Annotated in this window: 15 protein-coding genes and 1 riboswitch; of the genes, 9 read left to right on the forward strand and 6 right to left on the reverse strand. The window is 60.5% G+C overall.

What is annotated here, in order from left to right:
- The first annotated feature begins 12 nt into the window (after positions 1–12).
- Positions 13–1,203, forward strand: coding sequence for a methionine adenosyltransferase (metK, locus tag HU767_RS08100; protein ID WP_186729192.1), 1,191 nt, complete (start codon positions 13–15; stop codon positions 1,201–1,203).
- Positions 1,204–1,420: 217 nt separating this feature from the next.
- Here metK and HU767_RS08105 read toward each other — a convergent pair whose 3' ends face one another.
- Positions 1,421–2,041 (reverse strand): LysE family translocator, encoded by a 621-nt coding sequence (locus tag HU767_RS08105; RefSeq protein ID WP_186707094.1) that lies wholly within the window; start codon positions 2,039–2,041, stop codon positions 1,421–1,423.
- A 206-nt stretch (positions 2,042–2,247) separates the two neighbouring features.
- Between HU767_RS08105 and ligB the strand changes: the two genes are divergently transcribed.
- Positions 2,248–3,921, forward strand: coding sequence for an NAD-dependent DNA ligase LigB (gene ligB, locus HU767_RS08110; RefSeq protein ID WP_186729194.1), 1,674 nt, complete (start codon positions 2,248–2,250; stop codon positions 3,919–3,921).
- A gap of 90 nt (positions 3,922–4,011) precedes the next feature.
- Positions 4,012–4,407 (forward strand): DUF1090 domain-containing protein, encoded by a 396-nt coding sequence (locus HU767_RS08115; protein WP_186707092.1) that lies wholly within the window; start codon positions 4,012–4,014, stop codon positions 4,405–4,407.
- A gap of 88 nt (positions 4,408–4,495) precedes the next feature.
- Here the strand turns inward: HU767_RS08115 and HU767_RS08120 are convergent, their stop codons facing one another.
- Positions 4,496–4,945: a cytochrome c gene (locus HU767_RS08120; RefSeq protein ID WP_186707091.1), complete on the reverse strand. Its 450-nt coding sequence runs from the start codon at positions 4,943–4,945 to the stop codon at positions 4,496–4,498.
- A gap of 125 nt (positions 4,946–5,070) precedes the next feature.
- On the opposite strand from HU767_RS08120, the gene HU767_RS08125 reads away from it, so the two are divergent.
- Positions 5,071–6,258: a murein transglycosylase A gene (locus tag HU767_RS08125; RefSeq protein ID WP_186707090.1), complete on the forward strand. Its 1,188-nt coding sequence runs from the start codon at positions 5,071–5,073 to the stop codon at positions 6,256–6,258.
- Positions 6,259–6,412: 154 nt separating this feature from the next.
- Here HU767_RS08125 and HU767_RS08130 read toward each other — a convergent pair whose 3' ends face one another.
- Positions 6,413–6,796 carry an MAPEG family protein gene (locus HU767_RS08130; RefSeq protein WP_186707089.1) on the reverse strand — a complete coding sequence of 128 codons (384 nt, stop codon included), beginning with the start codon at positions 6,794–6,796 and terminating at the stop codon, positions 6,413–6,415.
- 50 nt (positions 6,797–6,846) lie between these two features.
- Positions 6,847–7,680, reverse strand: a complete 834-nt coding sequence (locus HU767_RS08135; RefSeq protein WP_186729196.1) for an EamA family transporter — start codon at positions 7,678–7,680, stop codon at positions 6,847–6,849.
- A gap of 301 nt (positions 7,681–7,981) precedes the next feature.
- Here HU767_RS08135 and HU767_RS08140 point away from each other — a divergent pair, with 301 nt between their 5' ends.
- Positions 7,982–9,142 (forward strand): MFS transporter, encoded by a 1,161-nt coding sequence (locus tag HU767_RS08140; RefSeq protein WP_186707087.1) that lies wholly within the window; start codon positions 7,982–7,984, stop codon positions 9,140–9,142.
- A 236-nt stretch (positions 9,143–9,378) separates the two neighbouring features.
- Positions 9,379–11,337, forward strand: a complete 1,959-nt coding sequence (locus HU767_RS08145; protein WP_238349431.1) for a patatin-like phospholipase family protein — start codon at positions 9,379–9,381, stop codon at positions 11,335–11,337.
- Positions 11,338–11,341: 4 nt separating this feature from the next.
- Here HU767_RS08145 and HU767_RS08150 read toward each other — a convergent pair whose 3' ends face one another.
- Positions 11,342–12,223, reverse strand: coding sequence for a formate/nitrite transporter family protein (locus HU767_RS08150; RefSeq protein WP_186729198.1), 882 nt, complete (start codon positions 12,221–12,223; stop codon positions 11,342–11,344).
- A 315-nt stretch (positions 12,224–12,538) separates the two neighbouring features.
- The gene (locus HU767_RS08155) at positions 12,539–12,940 is read right to left on the reverse strand and encodes a hotdog domain-containing protein (RefSeq protein WP_072346269.1); all 402 of its coding nucleotides are present in this window, start codon (positions 12,938–12,940) and stop codon (positions 12,539–12,541) included.
- Between the two features lie 192 nt (positions 12,941–13,132).
- Positions 13,133–13,239: riboswitch (S-adenosyl-L-homocysteine riboswitch) on the forward strand.
- A gap of 23 nt (positions 13,240–13,262) precedes the next feature.
- Between HU767_RS08155 and ahcY the strand changes: the two genes are divergently transcribed.
- The 3 genes from ahcY to HU767_RS08170 all read left to right on the forward strand — a co-directional run bounded on the left by ahcY (position 13,263) and on the right by HU767_RS08170 (position 16,687).
- Positions 13,263–14,672: an adenosylhomocysteinase gene (gene ahcY, locus HU767_RS08160; protein WP_186729200.1), complete on the forward strand. Its 1,410-nt coding sequence runs from the start codon at positions 13,263–13,265 to the stop codon at positions 14,670–14,672.
- Between the two features lie 188 nt (positions 14,673–14,860).
- Entirely contained in the window at positions 14,861–15,706 is an 846-nt protein-coding gene (gene metF / locus HU767_RS08165; protein ID WP_186707084.1) for a methylenetetrahydrofolate reductase [NAD(P)H], read from the forward strand.
- Between the two features lie 201 nt (positions 15,707–15,907).
- Positions 15,908–16,687, forward strand: coding sequence for a transporter substrate-binding domain-containing protein (locus HU767_RS08170; RefSeq protein WP_186729202.1), 780 nt, complete (start codon positions 15,908–15,910; stop codon positions 16,685–16,687).
- Positions 16,688–16,919: the final 232 nt, after the last annotated feature.

Raw genomic sequence — 16,919 nt, forward strand, 5'->3', positions numbered from 1 at the left:
GAAAACATCGAGATGAGCGAATACTCCCTTTTCACCTCCGAGTCCGTGTCTGAAGGGCATCCGGACAAAATCGCCGACCAGATTTCTGATGCGGTGCTGGACGCCATCATTGCTGAAGACAAGTTCGCCCGCGTGGCGTGCGAGACTCTGGTGAAAACGGGCGTGGCGATCATCGCCGGCGAAGTCACCACCTCGGCCTGGGTCGACCTGGAACAGATCGTCCGCGACGTCATCCTGGGCATTGGCTACGACAGCTCCGACGTCGGCTTCGACGGCGCGACCTGCGGCGTGATGAACATCATCGGCAAGCAGTCCCCCGACATCAACCAGGGCGTTGATCGGGCCAAGCCAGAAGACCAGGGCGCCGGCGACCAGGGCCTGATGTTCGGCTACGCCAGCAACGAGACCGACGTGCTGATGCCGGCCCCGATCACGTTCTCGCACCAGTTGGTCCAGCGCCAGGCCGAGGCCCGTAAATCCGGCCTGCTGCCGTGGTTGCGCCCGGACGCCAAGTCCCAAGTGACCTGCCGTTACGAAGGCGGCAAGGTGGTTGGCATCGACGCTGTCGTCCTGTCGACCCAGCACAACCCTGATGTGTCCTACAAAGACCTGCGCGAAGGCGTGATGGAACTGATCGTCAAGCACGTGCTGCCTGCCGAGTTGCTGTCCAAGGACACCCAGTTCCACATCAACCCGACCGGCCAGTTCATCATCGGCGGCCCGGTGGGCGACTGCGGCCTGACCGGTCGCAAGATCATCGTCGACAGCTACGGCGGCATGGCCCGTCACGGCGGCGGCGCGTTCTCCGGCAAGGACCCGTCCAAGGTGGACCGTTCGGCCGCCTACGCCGGTCGTTATGTCGCCAAGAACATCGTAGCCGCCGGCCTGGCCGAGCGTTGCGAGATCCAGGTGTCCTACGCCATTGGCGTGGCCCAGCCTACGTCGATCTCGCTGAACACCTTCGGCACCGGCAAGATCGGCGATGACAAGATCATCAACCTGGTCCGTGAAGTGTTCGACCTGCGTCCGTACGCCATCACCAAGATGCTCGACCTGCTGCACCCGATGTACCAGGACACTGCTGCCTACGGCCACTTCGGTCGCACGCCACAGACCAAGACCGTGGGTGACGACACCTTCACCACGTTCACCTGGGAAAAAACCGACCGCGCCGACGCCCTGCGCGCCGCTGCCGGCCTGTAACACCCGCCTGTAAAAAAGCCCCTGGCGACTCGGTCGCCAGGGGCTTTTTCATGCCTTAGGGTTTTTCATGCTTTTGTGGCGAGGGAGCTTGCTCCCGCTGGGCTGCGCAGCAGCCCCAATCAGTCCTCCGGGGAAACCAGTGCGCCTGATGGTTAGAGGGGGCGCTTCGCACCCCAGCGGGAGCAAGCTCCCTCGCCACAAAGGCTTAGCGCAATATTCACGATCGCCGTGCCACCAGCAAAAACGAAGCCGCGCTGGCGAGCAGCCCTGCACACATCCGGTTAAACAGGCGCTTACCGCTGGGCCGGGCAAACAGCCGTCGCGCGTAAATGCCCATGTAGCAATACAGCCCGATGGCGATGCACTCCAGCACCAGGAACAAGCCACCCAGCACGGCGAATTGTTGGGTAACGGTGCCGGTACGGTCGACGAATTGCGGCAGGAACGCAGTAAACAACAGGATCGCCTTCGGATTCCCGATCGCCACCAGGAACTCCTGGCGTGCCAGGCCGGCTCGGCTCATCGAGGCGAGCCCGGCTTCGTTGTCGGCCTCAGGCTGGGCCCGCCACAACTGCACGGCCAGGTAGAACAGGTAACCGGCACCGACGAGCTTGATCCCCAGGAACAGCAACTCCGAGGTGTGCAGCACAGCGGTGAGCCCCACCGCCGCCAGGGCGATCATGATTGCAAACGCCAGCAACCGACCGACACCGCCGCCGCACGCCCGGACGAAGCCATAACGCGATGCGTTACTGATGGAGAGCAGGTTGTTCGGCCCTGGCGCCATGTTCAGCGCAAAGCAGGCCGGAATGAAAACAGCGAGGGTCGACAGGTCCATTCGAGCGTTCCAGGTGGAGGCGGATCGAAGGTTCATTCTGCACCGGTCATCGAGGGGTTCAAGGGACAGTTGCGCGGCTAAATCGCGTCGGACTGTACCGCCGCGATTTAGCCATCAGACGCCGCAAAATCCGGTAACGCTCCGGGCCTCGCAACGATCAAGACACTGACTAGCCTTGAGGTACTCAACCAAGCAAGGATGCTTCGATGCCACCGTACCTGCATGCCCTCGCCTGTCTCGTCTTCATCGCTATTCCCGCGGTTGCTGCGCCCTGTCCCGACTGGCCTGTTGAACGTGCCCAGGCCGAGATCGCCGCACTGCAACAGCAGATCGACACCTGGGACGACAGTTACCACCGCCTCGGCCAGACGCTGGTGGCCGATGAGCTTTATGACCAGTCCCGCAACCAGTTGGGCCAATGGCGCGGTTGCTTCCACCTCGCGGCGCCCGATGATCCCCTGCGCTCGGCGGGCGGAAAGGTGCCACACCCCATCGTCCATACCGGCCTGGAAAAACTCAAGGACGCCGACGCCGTGGAGGCTTGGCTGCAGGGTCGGGAGGATGTCTGGGCGCAGCCGAAGATCGATGGCGTGGCGGTCTCCCTGGTTTACCGCAAGGGCCGCCTGCACCAGGCGATCAGCCGCGGCGATGGTCTCCAGGGGCATGACTGGACCACAAATGCGCGCAAGATCGGCGCCATCCCGCAACAACTGCACCAGCCCATAGACCTGGTCGTCCAGGGCGAGCTGTACTGGCGGCTGCTGGACCATGTCCAAGCCAACAGCGGCAGCGTGAACGCCCGCGGCACCATGGCGGGTTTGATGGCGCGCGATAGCCTGACTGTGCAAGACGGAATCTATATCGGCCTGTTTATCTGGGAATGGCCTGAAGGACCGGACACCTTGCCCGAGCGGATGGCCGCGCTGCACAAGTTGGGTTTCGCCGACACCCGCGACTACCACCAGCCCGTCCGGGCATTGGCCGATGCCCAGCAGTGGCGCGACCACTGGTATCGCACACCGTTGCCCTTCGCCAGCGACGGAATCGTTCTGCGCCAGAGCCGCCGCCCACCTGCCGACCGCTGGCAGGCCAGGGCGCCGTTCTGGAGCGTGGCCTGGAAATACCCGTATGCCCAGGCTTTGGCCGAAGTGCGCAAGGTGCACTTCAAGGTCGGTCGTACCGGGCGTATCACCCCCGTATTGGAGCTTGAACGCATCCGGCTCGACGACCGGTGGATTCGCCGGGTGAGCGTCAGCTCTCTCAAGCGCTGGGAGGAGATGGACATCCGTCCCGGCGACCGGGTCGCCATCAGCCTGGCCGGGCTGACCATCCCACGCCTAGACGAGGTGGTACTGCGCAGCCTCGAACGCCAGGACGTCAATGCCCCCACGGCGAGCGATCATCACTTCTTGAGTTGCTGGCAAGCGACGCCCGGTTGTGAAAGCCAATTCCTCGCACGCCTGAACTGGCTCAGCGGTAAGCACGGGCTTGCCCTGCCCCATGTCGGCCCCGGCACCTGGGAAAAACTCCTGGCTGCCGGTCGACTCAACGGATTACTGGATTGGTTGACCCTCGACGCCGCCGAGCTTGCTAACATTGGCGGCTTCGGCGAGCGCAGTAGCGCCCGCCTGCTCGCCAGCCTGGACAGCGCCCGACAACGCCCTTTCGGACAATGGCTCAAGGCCTTGGGCCTGCCGCCCAGCGGTCAGGCACGACTGGAAGGGCCGTGGCAGAAGCTGGCCGAACGCAGTACCGAACAATGGCAAGCCGAAGCCGGCATCGGACCGGGACGCGCCGCGCAATTGAGCGCCTTTTTTCGCGACCCGCAGGTACTGGCCTTGAGTGACGAATTACGCACCGCCGGGGTCGACGGTTTTTAATCCGACGCCCGTGCGGTTGAACCCAAGGGGCAAGCATGCGTTCCAACAGCGCATCTGCACCGACCGCTCGCGATTTTTTACGGAGTTGCTATGAATTTCCTGTCCCCCGCTGCCCTGCTGCTCTTGTGCAGCGCCATGGCCGCCCCTTTGATGGCGGACGAGCAAACCCCGGAACTCACCGGTTGCGCGGCCAAGCGCCAGGGCATCATCAACCAGATCGAACTGGCCAAGTCCCGTGGCAACCAGGATCAGCAGGCTGGCCTGGAAACGGCCCTGAACGAAGTCACCACCCATTGCACCGATGCTTCCTTGCGCAAGGAGCGGGAAAACAAGGTGCTCGATGCCAAGCACGAGGTCAGCCGGCGCCAGGCCGACCTGGAAAAGGCCATGAAGAAAGGCGATGCCGAGCGGATCAACAAACGCAAGGACAAGCTGGCGGCCTCCCGCAAGGAGCTGCAGGAAGCGGTGGATGAGTTGGATAAGTAGGTTCTAGCTGCAAGTTTCTAGCTGCAAGCTGCAAGTTCAAAGCGCCACGCTTGCAGCTTTCAGCTTGAAGCTTGCAACTGCTCCACCATCAATAATCCCGAAACTCTTTATGACAGGCACTGCACGCATCCTCGACCTTCTGCACCGCGGGCCCCAGGTTGCTGGCCCGGTAGGGCTGGACCTTGCTGACGATCACCAACTCACCGGTGGCTGCTTCAAGGTTGCGGGCCAGCTCCTGGAAGCGCGCCTGTTTTTGCCAGACTTCATCCCGGGCGCTGGTGTGGTCTTGCTCGCGTACTTGCGGGAAATGTTTCCACGGCTCATGGGACAATTGATCCAGTTGTGCCGCACCCTCGGCGAAACGTACGCCGTCAAACGGTACTCGGCCACGCAACATACCGCCCAATTCCTCGTTGGTCTTGAGCATCTGCTTGAAGATCGTCTTGCGCTGGCCCAGGGGAGAATTGGGATCGACACCGCCACAGGCGGACAACATCAGACAGGCCAGCATGGCCATGGAAAATCGTTTTACAAACATCTTGGCCTCGGGGCAGGAAACGGCGATTAGTATCCTCGGATCACCGGTAAAGACCAATGCCCCTATCAACAATACGGGTTGTTCGAGCACCTGACAGTGTTCGAATGGCTGCAAAGGAAATCTTCATGAACAGCCGCATCAAGCCCTGGCACAAAGGCCTGGCATTGACCCTACCGCTGATCGCCCTGTTGGCCGGTTGCAATCGCGGTGAAAAGGTCGAGGAACCGCAGACCCATGCGCTCGCCACCTACGTCAGCGCCCCCTGGGAGGCGTTGCCAACGGTGTCCGATGCAGACCTGCTGGCCGGTTTCGGTTCCTGGCGTAGCGCATGCACCCGGCTCAAGGCCGACGCGGTGTGGGGCGCGACCTGCGCGGCGGCGGCCAACGTGCCGCAGACGGCTGTGGCGGTACGCAGTTTCCTGAAACAAAACCTGGACGTCTATGGCCTGCGCTCGGGAGACAACAGCCCCAACGGCCTGATTACCGGCTATTACGAACCGGTCTACCCCGGCAGCCTCACCCAGACCGCCACGGCGAATATCCCGGTTTACGGCGTGCCGGAAGACATGATCATTGTGTCGCTGGACAGCATCTACCCTGAGCTCAAGGGTAAACGCCTGCGCGGACGCCTCGAAGGCCGGGTGCTCAAGCCGTACGACGATGCAGCCACCATCGAAACCAACGGGGTGAAGGCACCGGTCATTGCCTGGCTGACCGACCCCATGAACCTGCAGTTCCTGCAAATCCAAGGTTCAGGGCGCATTCAGCTCGCTGATGGCCGCCAACTGCGCATCGGTTATGCCGACCAGAACGGCCACCCTTACCGCCCCATCGGCCGCTGGCTGGTCGAACAGGGTGAGCTGAAGAAGGAAGACGTGACCATGGGCACTATCAGTGCCTGGGCCAAGGCCAACCCGAACCGCATTCCAGAATTGCTCGGCAGCAACCCCAGCTACGTGTTCTTCAACCGCAACCCCGACAGCAATGAAGGCCCCCGAGGTTCGCTGAATGTGCCGCTGACCGCCGGCTACAGCGTGGCGGTGGATCGCAAGGTGATTCCACTGGGCAGCCTGTTGTGGCTATCCACTACGCGCCCCGACGGCAGCGTCCTGAACCGGCCCGTCGCCGCCCAGGACACCGGCGGTGCAATCACCGGCGAAGTGCGGGCGGACCTGTTCTGGGGCACGGGCGAGGCGGCCGGACAGTTGGCCGGGGACATGAAGCAACAGGGACAGATCTGGATGCTCTGGCCCAAGGGCATGGCGTTGCCGTCAGTGCCGCAGGTGGCGAATGCAGTAACCGCCAATCCCTGAGGACTGGGTTCACTGGGCGGGCCCTTTCGCGAGCAAGCCCGCTCCCACACGGATTTCGGGTGCTCACAAGTGTTGTGATTCACTGAAGATAAAATGTGGGAGCGGGCTTGCTCGCGAAGAGGCCAGTACAGGCGCCTTGATTTAAGAACCAGGCTCAGACCGAAACAAAGAAGAAACTCAGGACCAACCCCACCCCCACGAACCACACCAGCGACCGCAGAATCGCCCAGTCCGCCAGATAGCAAATGATGTAGAGCAAGCGACTGGTGATGAACAGCACCGCCAACACGTTGATGGTAACCAGTTCGGCATTCCCGGCCAGGTGAGCGACGATCACGGCGGCGGCAAAGAACGGGCTGATTTCAAAGCTGTTCAGTTGCGCGGCGAAGGCACGTCGGGGCGCGCCTTCGAGGGAATCCAGAAAATCCCGTGGGTCATGGTTATCCTGCAACCGGTATCTGCCACCAGCCTTGGCGATCCCGACACACAGGTAAGGCAGGAGAAAAGCAATCAACACACACCACAGGGCAACCGTCATACCGCGTTTTCCTTTTTGAGTTTTATATAGAATCGAGCATCAGGCGCCGGTCAGGATTTCATCACCAGCATGCCAATCAGCACCAGCCCGCAGGCTAAGAGCCGTGGCCGGCCAAAAGGTTCTTTAAGGTAGCGCATGCCAAAGAGCACAACCAGGATCACGCTGATCTCCCGCAGCGCCGCCGCTTCGGCGATCGAGCCCAGTTGCATGGCCCACAGCACCAGAGCGTAGCTGAACAATACGCAGAACCCGACCGCCAACCCCAGTCGCCACTGTTCGCGCCAGAACCGCATGAACGCCGGCCGCTTGCCCACCAGCGCCAGTAATGGGAAAGGCCAGGCGCTGAGCAGCGTGACCCAGACCAGGTAATCCAGCGGATGGGACCAACGCCGCAAAGCATGCCCGTCGATAAAGGTGTAGCAGCCGATGCACAGGCCGATCAGCGCCACCACCGGCAGCATCGACCAAGGCAGCCGGTCGCCGCCACCGCCTTGCCACAACAGGCAAAGCATGCCGAACGGGATCAGCAAGATACCGATGACCTGCTGGGTCGTCAGGGCTTCACCGGCGAAAATAAACGTCAGGGCCAGCACTACCAGCGGCGACAGGCCGCGCATCAGGGGATAGACCAACCCCAGGTCTCCGACCCGATAAGCCTGGATCAGCAAATAACGGTACAACAGCTCGAACGCCGCCGACGCCAGGATCCTCGGCCAGATTTCCAATGGCGGCCATGCCACGAAACCCAGGGCCAACGCGACGAACAGCAGGGCGACGCTGTCCATGCATGCCACCACCAACAAACGCTCGCCACTGAACTTGATCAGCGTATTCCATGCCGCATGCAACAGTGCCGCTACCAACACCAAGGCCGTCGCAAGCACGGCACGCTCCTTGTCTTATCCCACCGCCCGTAGGAGCTGCCGAAGGCTGCGATCTTTTGATCTTTCGCTTCAGACTCAATTGTCGGCGGAAAGATCGCAGCCTCGTTGCACTCGTCAGCTCCTACACCAGTAAGGCTCATGAATTGATTCGCTATCGTTTATACTGCAAACCGATCACGCCGCACTCAGTTGCGCATACACCAATACCAATAATTTTGCTGTTGTCCCGTTCACTCGAACCGGGGCGCCGGCATGCGTATGCCTGATCCGGGCGTCAAGACTACAGACAGAGACCTTGCGCATGCCACTCGCCTTGCTTGCTTTGGCCGTTGCCGCTTTTGGCATCGGCACGACTGAATTCGTCATCATGGGCCTGTTGCCCGATGTCGCCCGGGACCTGGCCGTGAGTATTCCCCAGGCCGGGCTGCTGATCACCGGCTACGCCCTGGGCGTGGTGTTCGGCGCGCCGATCCTGGCGATCGGCACCGCCAACATGCCGCGCAAGGCCACGCTGCTGGGCATGACCCTGATGTTTATCCTTGGCAACGTGCTCTGCGCCCTGGCGCCGAACTACACCACGCTGATGGCCGCCCGGGTCATCACTGCGTTGTGCCACGGCGCGTTCTTTGGCATTGGATCGGTGGTGGCGGCCGGGCTGGTGGCGCCGAACAAACGGGCCCAGGCGATTGCCATGATGTTCACCGGCTTGACCCTGGCCAATGTGCTGGGCGTCCCGTTGGGCACGGCCCTGGGTCAATACGCCGGCTGGCGCTCGACGTTCTGGGCGGTCTCGATCATCGGCGTGATCGCCGCCGTTGCCCAATGGGTCTGGCTGCCCAAGGAAATCCCCATGGACAAGGCCAACCTGGCCAGCGAATTCAAGGTCCTGGGCAAGGTCAACGTGTTGCTCGCCCTGGGCATGAGCGTGCTGGCCTCCACCAGTCTATTCAGCGTGTTCACCTACATCGCGCCGATCCTGCAGGACATCACCGGTGTCAGCCCCCATGGCATCACCATCATGCTGCTGTTGTTCGGCGTCGGCCTCACGGCCGGCAGCTTCCTCGGCGGACGCCTGGCGGACCGGCGCTTGCTGCCTGCTCTGGTGGGCATGGCCTTGGCTGTGGTGCTGGTACTGGCCGCGTTCAGCCAGACCAGCCGGTCGGTGATCCCGGCGGCGATCACGCTGGTGTTGTGGGGCGTCTTCGCCTTCGCCCTGTGCCCGATCCTGCAATTGCTGATCATCGACCAGGCCTTTGAGGCGCCGAACCTCGGCTCTACGCTGAATCAGAGTGCGTTCAACCTGGGCAACGCGGCCGGGGCCTGGATGGGTGGATTGGTCGTCGCCAGCGGTGCCGACCTGGCGGATCTGCCGTGGACCGGGGCGGCTGTCGGCGGCCTCACGGTATTGACCGCCTTGTTTTTTATCCATCGCCAGCGACGCTTGGCGGCCGTCGCTGTTTGAGGGCCTGGGAAATCGGCGCTGCTCCTGAGCGAATGGGCGACGCTTTCAGTAAGAATGTTTCCCCATTCGTGCAGGCTGTTTTTAGCTGTCCTCCAAAAGCCTTGTTCCAGAGTGCCTGCCATTAAAATCCGCCGAGGGCAGTTTGCAACCGGCGGATGTATGTCTATTTGAGTCGCAAGGCCATCAGCCGGTAGATTTTGCTTAGAGTTCGGTCCCCAGGTACAAGGACGACCAGAATGCTAGCCCTAATCTCGCAACAATCCCTCCCCCTTAGCTTTTTCAAGAACAGCGACCAGACCGTAAAACAGGCGAATCCCGGAGATGCCCGCCTACTGGTAGACCGCGCTACAGACCGGTCTATCTCTATCATTCAATATGGCGACGGTAGGGTCAAAGTCATTATGAATAGCCCGACCATTAGCGACCTGATCCTAAGTGGTGGTGGCGCCAAGGGAGTGGCCTATTCCGGGCTCATCAAAGCCCTCGAAGCCAACGGTCTCCTGGACGATATCAGAACCATTTCAGGCTCTTCTGCGGGAGCCATATCGGCCGCCGTACTCGCCAGCGGCATAAGTCATGCGCGTTTCGACCAGATCCTTGACGATATTCCCCTCTCGTCCTTGCTCGACAGCACCAACGGTATCGTTAAAACACTCCAGAACGCCTGGTCGAAGTTGGGCGAAAAACTGAAAAGCGTTCCGCTGGCGCAATTGCTGTGTGATCTGTTGCCACGCCTGGGTTCCAAGGGGATGCCGCTGGAGAATTTGATCCGGGAGGAATCCTGCAAGGCGCTTCTACAACGCTGCAAGGATCACCCGGAACCTCTTTCCAAAAAAGCGCAACAAGCCGTTGCCAATGTGATAAAGAACGAATACGTCACCTTCGCCGACCTGGCCGTCCTGAGCAAAGAAATCCCACAGATCAAGACTGCGGAAATTACCGGCACCGCCATGTTCGAGGAAGGCACGCAATTGCTGGTGTTCAGCGAGAAGACCACGCCTGACATGGACATCGCCGTGGCCGCGCATATTTCCGCGTCACTGCCGGTGATGTTCAGCAAGCTGACCCAGCAAGGACTACCCTTCCAACAGAATGATGAGAAACGCACTGAAACCACGGCGTTTGCCGATGGCGGCATCCTTAACAACACGCCGGTACCTGACATCTATAATCCGGCGACCTCCATGAGCCCGATCCCGGACAACGAGTCTTTGATCCTGGTATTCGAGGCGGAAGAATCGAACCAGAAAAACCAGCGAGGGACTGGCATCACGGCCCTGATCGACAGATTTCTCAATGCACCCCATACGGCCAGCTCTGTATGGAATGCCGAACAACTGAAGCGCTTTGCCGACCAGACCGTCGTCGTGCCGCTGAAATCCAATAAAGGTGATTACCGCGGCCTGTTAAGCGGGACAGTCAACTTCGGCATGTCGAAGGGGATCAAGGATCATCTCCAGGAAGAACTGCGCAAGAAAGTCCAAACCCATCTGGACGAGCACAACGCGACTCGACAAACCTTTTGGTTTGACTCAATCGAGGATGCGCTGTTGGCGTTGGGTGACAAGGAATTCGAGCAACTGAGCATAGAGCTGGAAGACGACGAAACCTGCGCCGAGGCGATCACCTTCAGGCACCACGCACAACGGGCGTTGACGCAATTGAAGGAAGCGATCCAAGAGGCCAACAAGGCATCCACCAAACTTGAACCCACTCCACAGATGCGCATGGCCATCTGGACCCTCGATCAGCTTGCGGACCAGTCCGGCAGGCTGGAATGGCTGGCAAAACGCCTCAATCACGGCAATGACCCGGACTTCATGCAATTCCTCCAGGCCGCCGCCGAGTGGGACAGAGGCGCGCCCAGCGCCATTTCCGAAGTGACCGGTCACGCCGTCGAGAAAATGCACCTGCAGGACATTGCCACCCGTATATCTAACGTCGTGCAACATGTGCTGAATCCCGCATGCTTTCTCGGCGGCCAACCCGATGCGAACATCAAGTTGATAAGAGGAGTCATCCGGGACCTGCAGGAACTGCAAGATCCAAAAACATCCAAAAACTCCCTTGAGCAGAAGATCGCATTCAACAATTCACTTGAACGGGTTATCGCGAACTACAGGTCGCGCTACACCGGGATGCTTGATCCAAAGTCAACAACCCTCAAGATCTTGCGCAACATGCTATTCAAATAACCGCCTACTCCGAGTCAATGCGCTGTGCAGGCTTATCGGGGTGCTTATCTTTCGGCGGGCCCACTTCGCTGCGAATCTGTGCATGGCTGATCAACGCAAAGATAAAACTTCCACCGACGATATTGCCCGCCAGCGTCGGCCCGGCAAACACCATCCAGAAATCCTCCCAGGACAACTGGCCGGCAAACACCAGGTAGGACACTTCGGCCGAGCCGACGACGATGTGGGTGAAGTCCCCGAGCGCCATGAGGTAGGTGATCAGGATGATGATCCACATCTTGGCGCTCTCCATGGACGGAATCATCCACACCATGGTGGCGATCATCCAACCGGAAATGATGCCCTTGGCGAACATCTGGCCAGTGTCGTTCTCCATGACCTTGCGACCGATTTCCAGGAAGGCCAGATCGGTGCGCCGGTCAAAAATCGGCAGATGCAGCATCACATACGCCACCAACAAGGTGCCGCACAGGTTGCCCACCAGCACCACGCCCCATAACCGGAACAATCGACCGAAATTGCCCAAAGTCGGCTTGCTCATGATCGGCAGCACGGCGGTCAGGGTGTTTTCGGTGAACAATTGCTGGCGCGCGAGAATCACCGCTAGAAAGCCTGCGCAGTAACCGAAACTGGCGATCACTTTGAAACCTTCGTGATCCGGTAATCGAGAATTGAGCAAGCCCATCGCCATCAGGGACAGGCCCATGGTCAGCCCGGCCGCCAGCGCCGACCACCACAGCGCGGCGACGCTACGCTCCAGCTCCAGATTGCCTTGGGTGCGGATGATTTCATGCAGCACGGCCGCCCGCGGCGGCTGGTTACGGTCGACTTCGTGCTGCTCCTGAGCCGAAAGGTCCGGGGTCTTGCCTTCTTTGTGGGTGTCCATACAGCTCCTGAAGCCGTGGCGTGATGTACCTACGACACGCGGCGTCCAGCGCTGTTCAGTTACCTCAGCCTGAAACCGCTATCGCGAGCAGGCTCGCTCCCACAGGGGGACGGCGGTGAACACAAATCCCGTGATCACCCCCAAAATAATGTGGGAGCGGGCTCGCTCGCGAAAGCGCCGAGTCAGCTTGCATCGGGGCTGAATGTGCAGCCGCCTTCGCGAGCAAGCCCGCTCCCACAAGGGGAACACAAATCGGGTGATCAACCCGGGCCCCTTGTGGGAGCGAGCCTGCTCGCGATAGCAGCGCCGCCGAACTCACTCGACGACATCATCCTTGAACTGATCCTTGACGTACTTGATCTCGGTCCGCCCATGAGGCGCAGGCAGGCCGTCTTCGCCGAGGTTGACGAAGACCATTTTCTCCACGGTCAGGATGCTCTTGCGGGTGATTTTGTTGCGCACCTCGCAGGTCAGGGTGATGGACGTGCGGCCAAACTCGGTGGCGGTGATACCCAGCTCGATGATGTCGCCCTGGCGCGAAGCGCTGACGAAATTGATTTCCGAGATGTACTTGGTGACCACGCGCTGGTTGCCGAGCTGGACGATGGCATAGATCGCCGCCTCCTCGTCGATCCAGCGCAACAGGCTGCCGCCGAACAGCGTGCCGTTGGGGTTGAGGTCTTCGGGCTTGACCCATTTGCGGGTGTGGAAATTCATGATCACTCCTGAGTGTCTGGCCGTTGGATTGCTGCATCATGGCAGACCCCACGGCCAGGCTCTACGTCGTGGGCCCTATGACGGTCATCGGCAATTTCGATTTGCCGACAGAAACCCTTTTGGAAGATCCGATTAGCCCGTTATAATCGCCACCGTTTTACCTCGGTCCACGCTTTGGACCGTTCCCGCCACCTGTCCGAGGGGCGCTGCAGCAGGCTCGACCTGTCAGGCTCGGATGGGGCGTTGTTTGTACGGGGCTACCCGCACGGACACTAAACGCACAACGGCGCCCATTCGCATACATTACGAATGGAGGCTCTTCATGAGCGCTGTTATCACGCCTGCTGCTTTTACCGACTACAAAGTCGCCGACATGTCCCTGGCTGCCTGGGGCCGTCGCGAAATCATCATCGCCGAATCCGAAATGCCAGCCCTGATGGGTCTGCGCCGCAAGTACTCTGGCGAACAGCCATTGAAGGGCGCAAAAATCCTCGGCTGCATCCACATGACCATCCAGACCGCCGTGCTGATCGAAACCCTGGTTGCCCTGGGTGCCGAAGTGCGCTGGTCGTCCTGCAACATCTTCTCGACCCAGGACCAGGCCGCTGCCGCCATCGCCGCCGCTGGCATCCCGGTATTCGCCTGGAAAGGCGAGACCGAGCAAGAGTACGAGTGGTGCCTGGAGCAGACCATCCTCAAGGATGGCCAGCCGTGGGACACCAACATGATCCTCGACGACGGCGGCGACCTGACCGAACTGCTGCACAAGAAATACCCGGCCGTGCTGGACAAGGTCCACGGCGTGACCGAAGAAACCACCACCGGCGTGCACCGCCTGCTGGACATGCTGGCCAAGGGCGAGCTGAAGATCCCGGCCATCAACGTCAACGACTCGGTGACCAAGAGCAAGAACGACAACAAGTACGGCTGCCGTCACAGCCTCAACGACGCCATCAAGCGCGGCACCGACCACTTGCTGTCCGGCAAGCAGGCCCTGGTGATCGGCTACGGTGACGTGGGCAAGGGTTCGGCCCAGTCCCTGCGCCAGGAAGGCATGATCGTCAAGGTCTCTGAAGTCGACCCGATCTGCGCCATGCAAGCCTGCATGGACGGTTTCGAGCTGGTTTCGCCGTTCATCGACGGGATCAACGACGGCACCGAAGCCAGCATCGACAAGGCACTGCTGGGCAAGATCGACCTGATCGTGACCACCACCGGCAACGTCAATGTCTGCGATGCCAACATGCTCAAGGCCCTGAAGAAGCGCGCCGTGGTCTGCAACATCGGCCACTTCGACAATGAAATCGACACCGCTTTCATGCGCAAGAACTGGGCATGGGAAGAAGTGAAGCCGCAGGTCCACAAGGTGCACCGCACCGGCACTGGCAGCTTCGATCCACAGAACGATGACTACCTGATCCTGTTGGCCGAAGGCCGCCTGGTGAACCTGGGCAATGCCACCGGTCACCCAAGCCGCATCATGGACGGCTCGTTCGCCAACCAGGTCCTGGCCCAGATCTTCCTGTTCGGCCAGAAATACGCCGACCTGTCGCCAGCCCAGAAAGCCGAGCGCCTGACCGTGGAAGTGTTGCCGAAGAAACTCGACGAAGAAGTGGCCCTGGAAATGGTCCGCGGCTTCGGCGGCGTGGTCACCAAGCTGACCAAGCAACAGGCTGACTACATCGGCGTCACCGTCGAAGGCCCGTTCAAGCCGCACGCTTACCGCTACTGATCGGCGCTATTGCCTGCTCTCCCTGTGGGAGCGGGCTGTGTGGGAGCAAGGCTTGCCCGCGATGAAAACGCCGCGGTCTCTCGAGGACCGCAGCGCCTGGATCGCGAGCAAGCTTTGCTCCCACACAGCCCGCTCCCATATTGTGATGCGCAAGGCGTCCAGGCTTACGAGTTTCCAAGGATATGACCATGTCCCAAGACCGTCGCTACAGCTTCGAGTTCTTCCCGACGAAGACCGATGCTGGGCATGAAAAACTGATCGCCACTGCCCGTCAGTTGGCCCGCTACAACCCCGACTTCTTCTCCTGCACCTATGGCGCCGGCGGCTCGACCCGTGACCGCACCCTGAACACCGTGTTGCAGCTCGAAGGCGAAGTCAAAGTCCCGGCCGCTCCGCACCTGTCCTGCGTCGGCGACAGCAAGGACGACCTGCGCAGCCTGTTGACCCAGTACAAGGCCGCTGGCATCAAGCGCATCGTTGCCCTGCGTGGCGACCTGCCGTCGGGCATGGGCATGGCCAGCGGCGAGCTGCGCCACGCCAACGAATTGGTGAACTTCATCCGAGAAGAAACCGGCGATCACTTCCACATTGAAGTGGCTGCGTACCCGGAGATGCACCCGCAAGCGCGTAACTTTGAAGACGATCTCAACAATTTCGTCCGCAAGGCCAATGCCGGCGCCAACAGCGCGATTACCCAATACTTCTTTAACGCCGACAGTTACTTCTACTTTGTCGAACGTATCCGCAAGCTGGGCGTCGATATTCCGGTCGTGCCGGGCATCATGCCGATCACCAACTACAGCAAGCTGGCGCGTTTCTCCGACGCATGCGGTGCGGAAATCCCACGCTGGATTCGCAAGCAACTGGAGGCCTATGGCGATGATTCCTCAAGCATCCAACGCTTCGGCGAGGACGTCATCACGCAAATGTGCGAACGTTTGTTGCAAGGCGGCGCACCGGGGCTGCATTTCTATACCCTTAACCAGGCCGAGCCCAGCCTCGCGGTATGGAACAACCTCAAGCTGCCGCGTTGAATGACTTGATGCGGTTGTACAAAGAGGCCTTGGCGAAAACCAAGGCCTTTTCCATTCAGCGCTCCTCAGCCTCAAGCAAATGCGTTCGCATCGGATGAATGCCACGAGGCCTCAATGAGCACCAAAGGCAAGCAAAAGGCAACCAAGGCGCAGGCCAGAGCGCTCTAGCTATTTGATGAGTTCTCGTCGTAACCTCAGGCCATGCCCGTCATTGTCCAGCTGCTGACCTCCTTTTTTCTCTTGTGCCTGAGCATGACCGCTCAGGCCGAGAAGTTGCGCATTGTCACCGAGCCCTGGGCCCCGTATGTCTACGAAGAGAACGGCAAGATGCTCGGCCTGGACTACGAAGCCACGGCCATTGTGTTCAAGCGCCTGGGCATCGACGTGGAATGGCAGTTCCTGCCCTGGAAGCGTTGCCTGGCGATGCTCGAACAGGGGTTGGCGGACGGCGCGCTGGACATTTTCCACAGCAATGAACGCGATGCGACGCTGCTTTATCCCAGCGAACCGCTGTCGGACGTGGAATTTGTGATGTTCTACGCCAACGCCCGGCCCCACCCATTTCGCACGCTCGATGACCTGGCCGGCCTGACGGTTGGTACCTCGCCCGGCTACCTGTACAGCCAGGCCTTCAGTGAGTCGCCCCGGTTCAAACGTGAAGCGGCGCCCACCCACGAAGCCAACTTCGGCAAGTTGCAACTGGGTAGGATCGACCTGCTTATCACCGACCGCAGGGTCGGTCGGCATGTGCTCGAACAAATGCAACTGGGCGACCAGATCACCGAAAACCCTATGGTGGTGAGCCGTCAAAGCCAATACCTGGCGGTACGGCGCAACGCCGGCATGGATTTGCTGGTGCAACGCTTCGGTGCCGAACTCAAGCGTTTCAAGCGCGAACCGGCCTATGCCGAACTGAGCGCCCGCTATGGCGCCGGCCCCCTGGCGAAGACCACTCACCCAGCCAGTCCAGTGCTGAAATAAACCGTTGAGCAGCAGGAAAGCGGCGCGCGGCGTTTGCTCTGTTATACTCCGGCCTTCCCGCCAGGCTCACGCCCGGACGCCCGGTCTTGCAAAAGGCATCCCGACACCGCTACAGCGCAGCCTACAGCCCGCGCGAGCCTTGTCCGGACCCGCCTTCGAGGCCCGGCAGGACCGGACGGGATGACGTCTTTTGGTTGAACGTCATTCGCGCCCGGCAAGACTATCCCATTGG

Source organism: Pseudomonas sp. SWRI179 (assembly GCF_014268705.1).
In the GTDB taxonomy this organism is placed as follows: domain Bacteria; phylum Pseudomonadota; class Gammaproteobacteria; order Pseudomonadales; family Pseudomonadaceae; genus Aquipseudomonas; species Aquipseudomonas zanjanensis.

Bases quoted from the DNA above. Each gene is read 5' to 3' on its own strand.
- metK (WP_186729192.1), top strand. From the start codon at position 13: ATGAGCGAATACTCCCTTTTCACCTCCGAGTCCGTGTCTGAAGGGCAT.
- HU767_RS08105 (WP_186707094.1), bottom strand. From the start codon at position 2,041: ATGGACCTGTCGACCCTCGCTGTTTTCATTCCGGCCTGCTTTGCGCTG.
- ligB (WP_186729194.1), top strand. From the start codon at position 2,248: ATGCCACCGTACCTGCATGCCCTCGCCTGTCTCGTCTTCATCGCTATT.
- HU767_RS08115 (WP_186707092.1), top strand. From the start codon at position 4,012: ATGAATTTCCTGTCCCCCGCTGCCCTGCTGCTCTTGTGCAGCGCCATG.
- HU767_RS08120 (WP_186707091.1), bottom strand. From the start codon at position 4,945: ATGTTTGTAAAACGATTTTCCATGGCCATGCTGGCCTGTCTGATGTTG.
- HU767_RS08125 (WP_186707090.1), top strand. From the start codon at position 5,071: ATGAACAGCCGCATCAAGCCCTGGCACAAAGGCCTGGCATTGACCCTA.
- HU767_RS08130 (WP_186707089.1), bottom strand. From the start codon at position 6,796: ATGACGGTTGCCCTGTGGTGTGTGTTGATTGCTTTTCTCCTGCCTTAC.
- HU767_RS08140 (WP_186707087.1), top strand. From the start codon at position 7,982: ATGCCACTCGCCTTGCTTGCTTTGGCCGTTGCCGCTTTTGGCATCGGC.
- HU767_RS08145 (WP_238349431.1), top strand. From the start codon at position 9,379: ATGCTAGCCCTAATCTCGCAACAATCCCTCCCCCTTAGCTTTTTCAAG.
- HU767_RS08150 (WP_186729198.1), bottom strand. From the start codon at position 12,223: ATGGACACCCACAAAGAAGGCAAGACCCCGGACCTTTCGGCTCAGGAG.
- HU767_RS08155 (WP_072346269.1), bottom strand. From the start codon at position 12,940: ATGAATTTCCACACCCGCAAATGGGTCAAGCCCGAAGACCTCAACCCC.
- ahcY (WP_186729200.1), top strand. From the start codon at position 13,263: ATGAGCGCTGTTATCACGCCTGCTGCTTTTACCGACTACAAAGTCGCC.
- metF (WP_186707084.1), top strand. From the start codon at position 14,861: ATGTCCCAAGACCGTCGCTACAGCTTCGAGTTCTTCCCGACGAAGACC.
- HU767_RS08170 (WP_186729202.1), top strand. From the start codon at position 15,908: ATGCCCGTCATTGTCCAGCTGCTGACCTCCTTTTTTCTCTTGTGCCTG.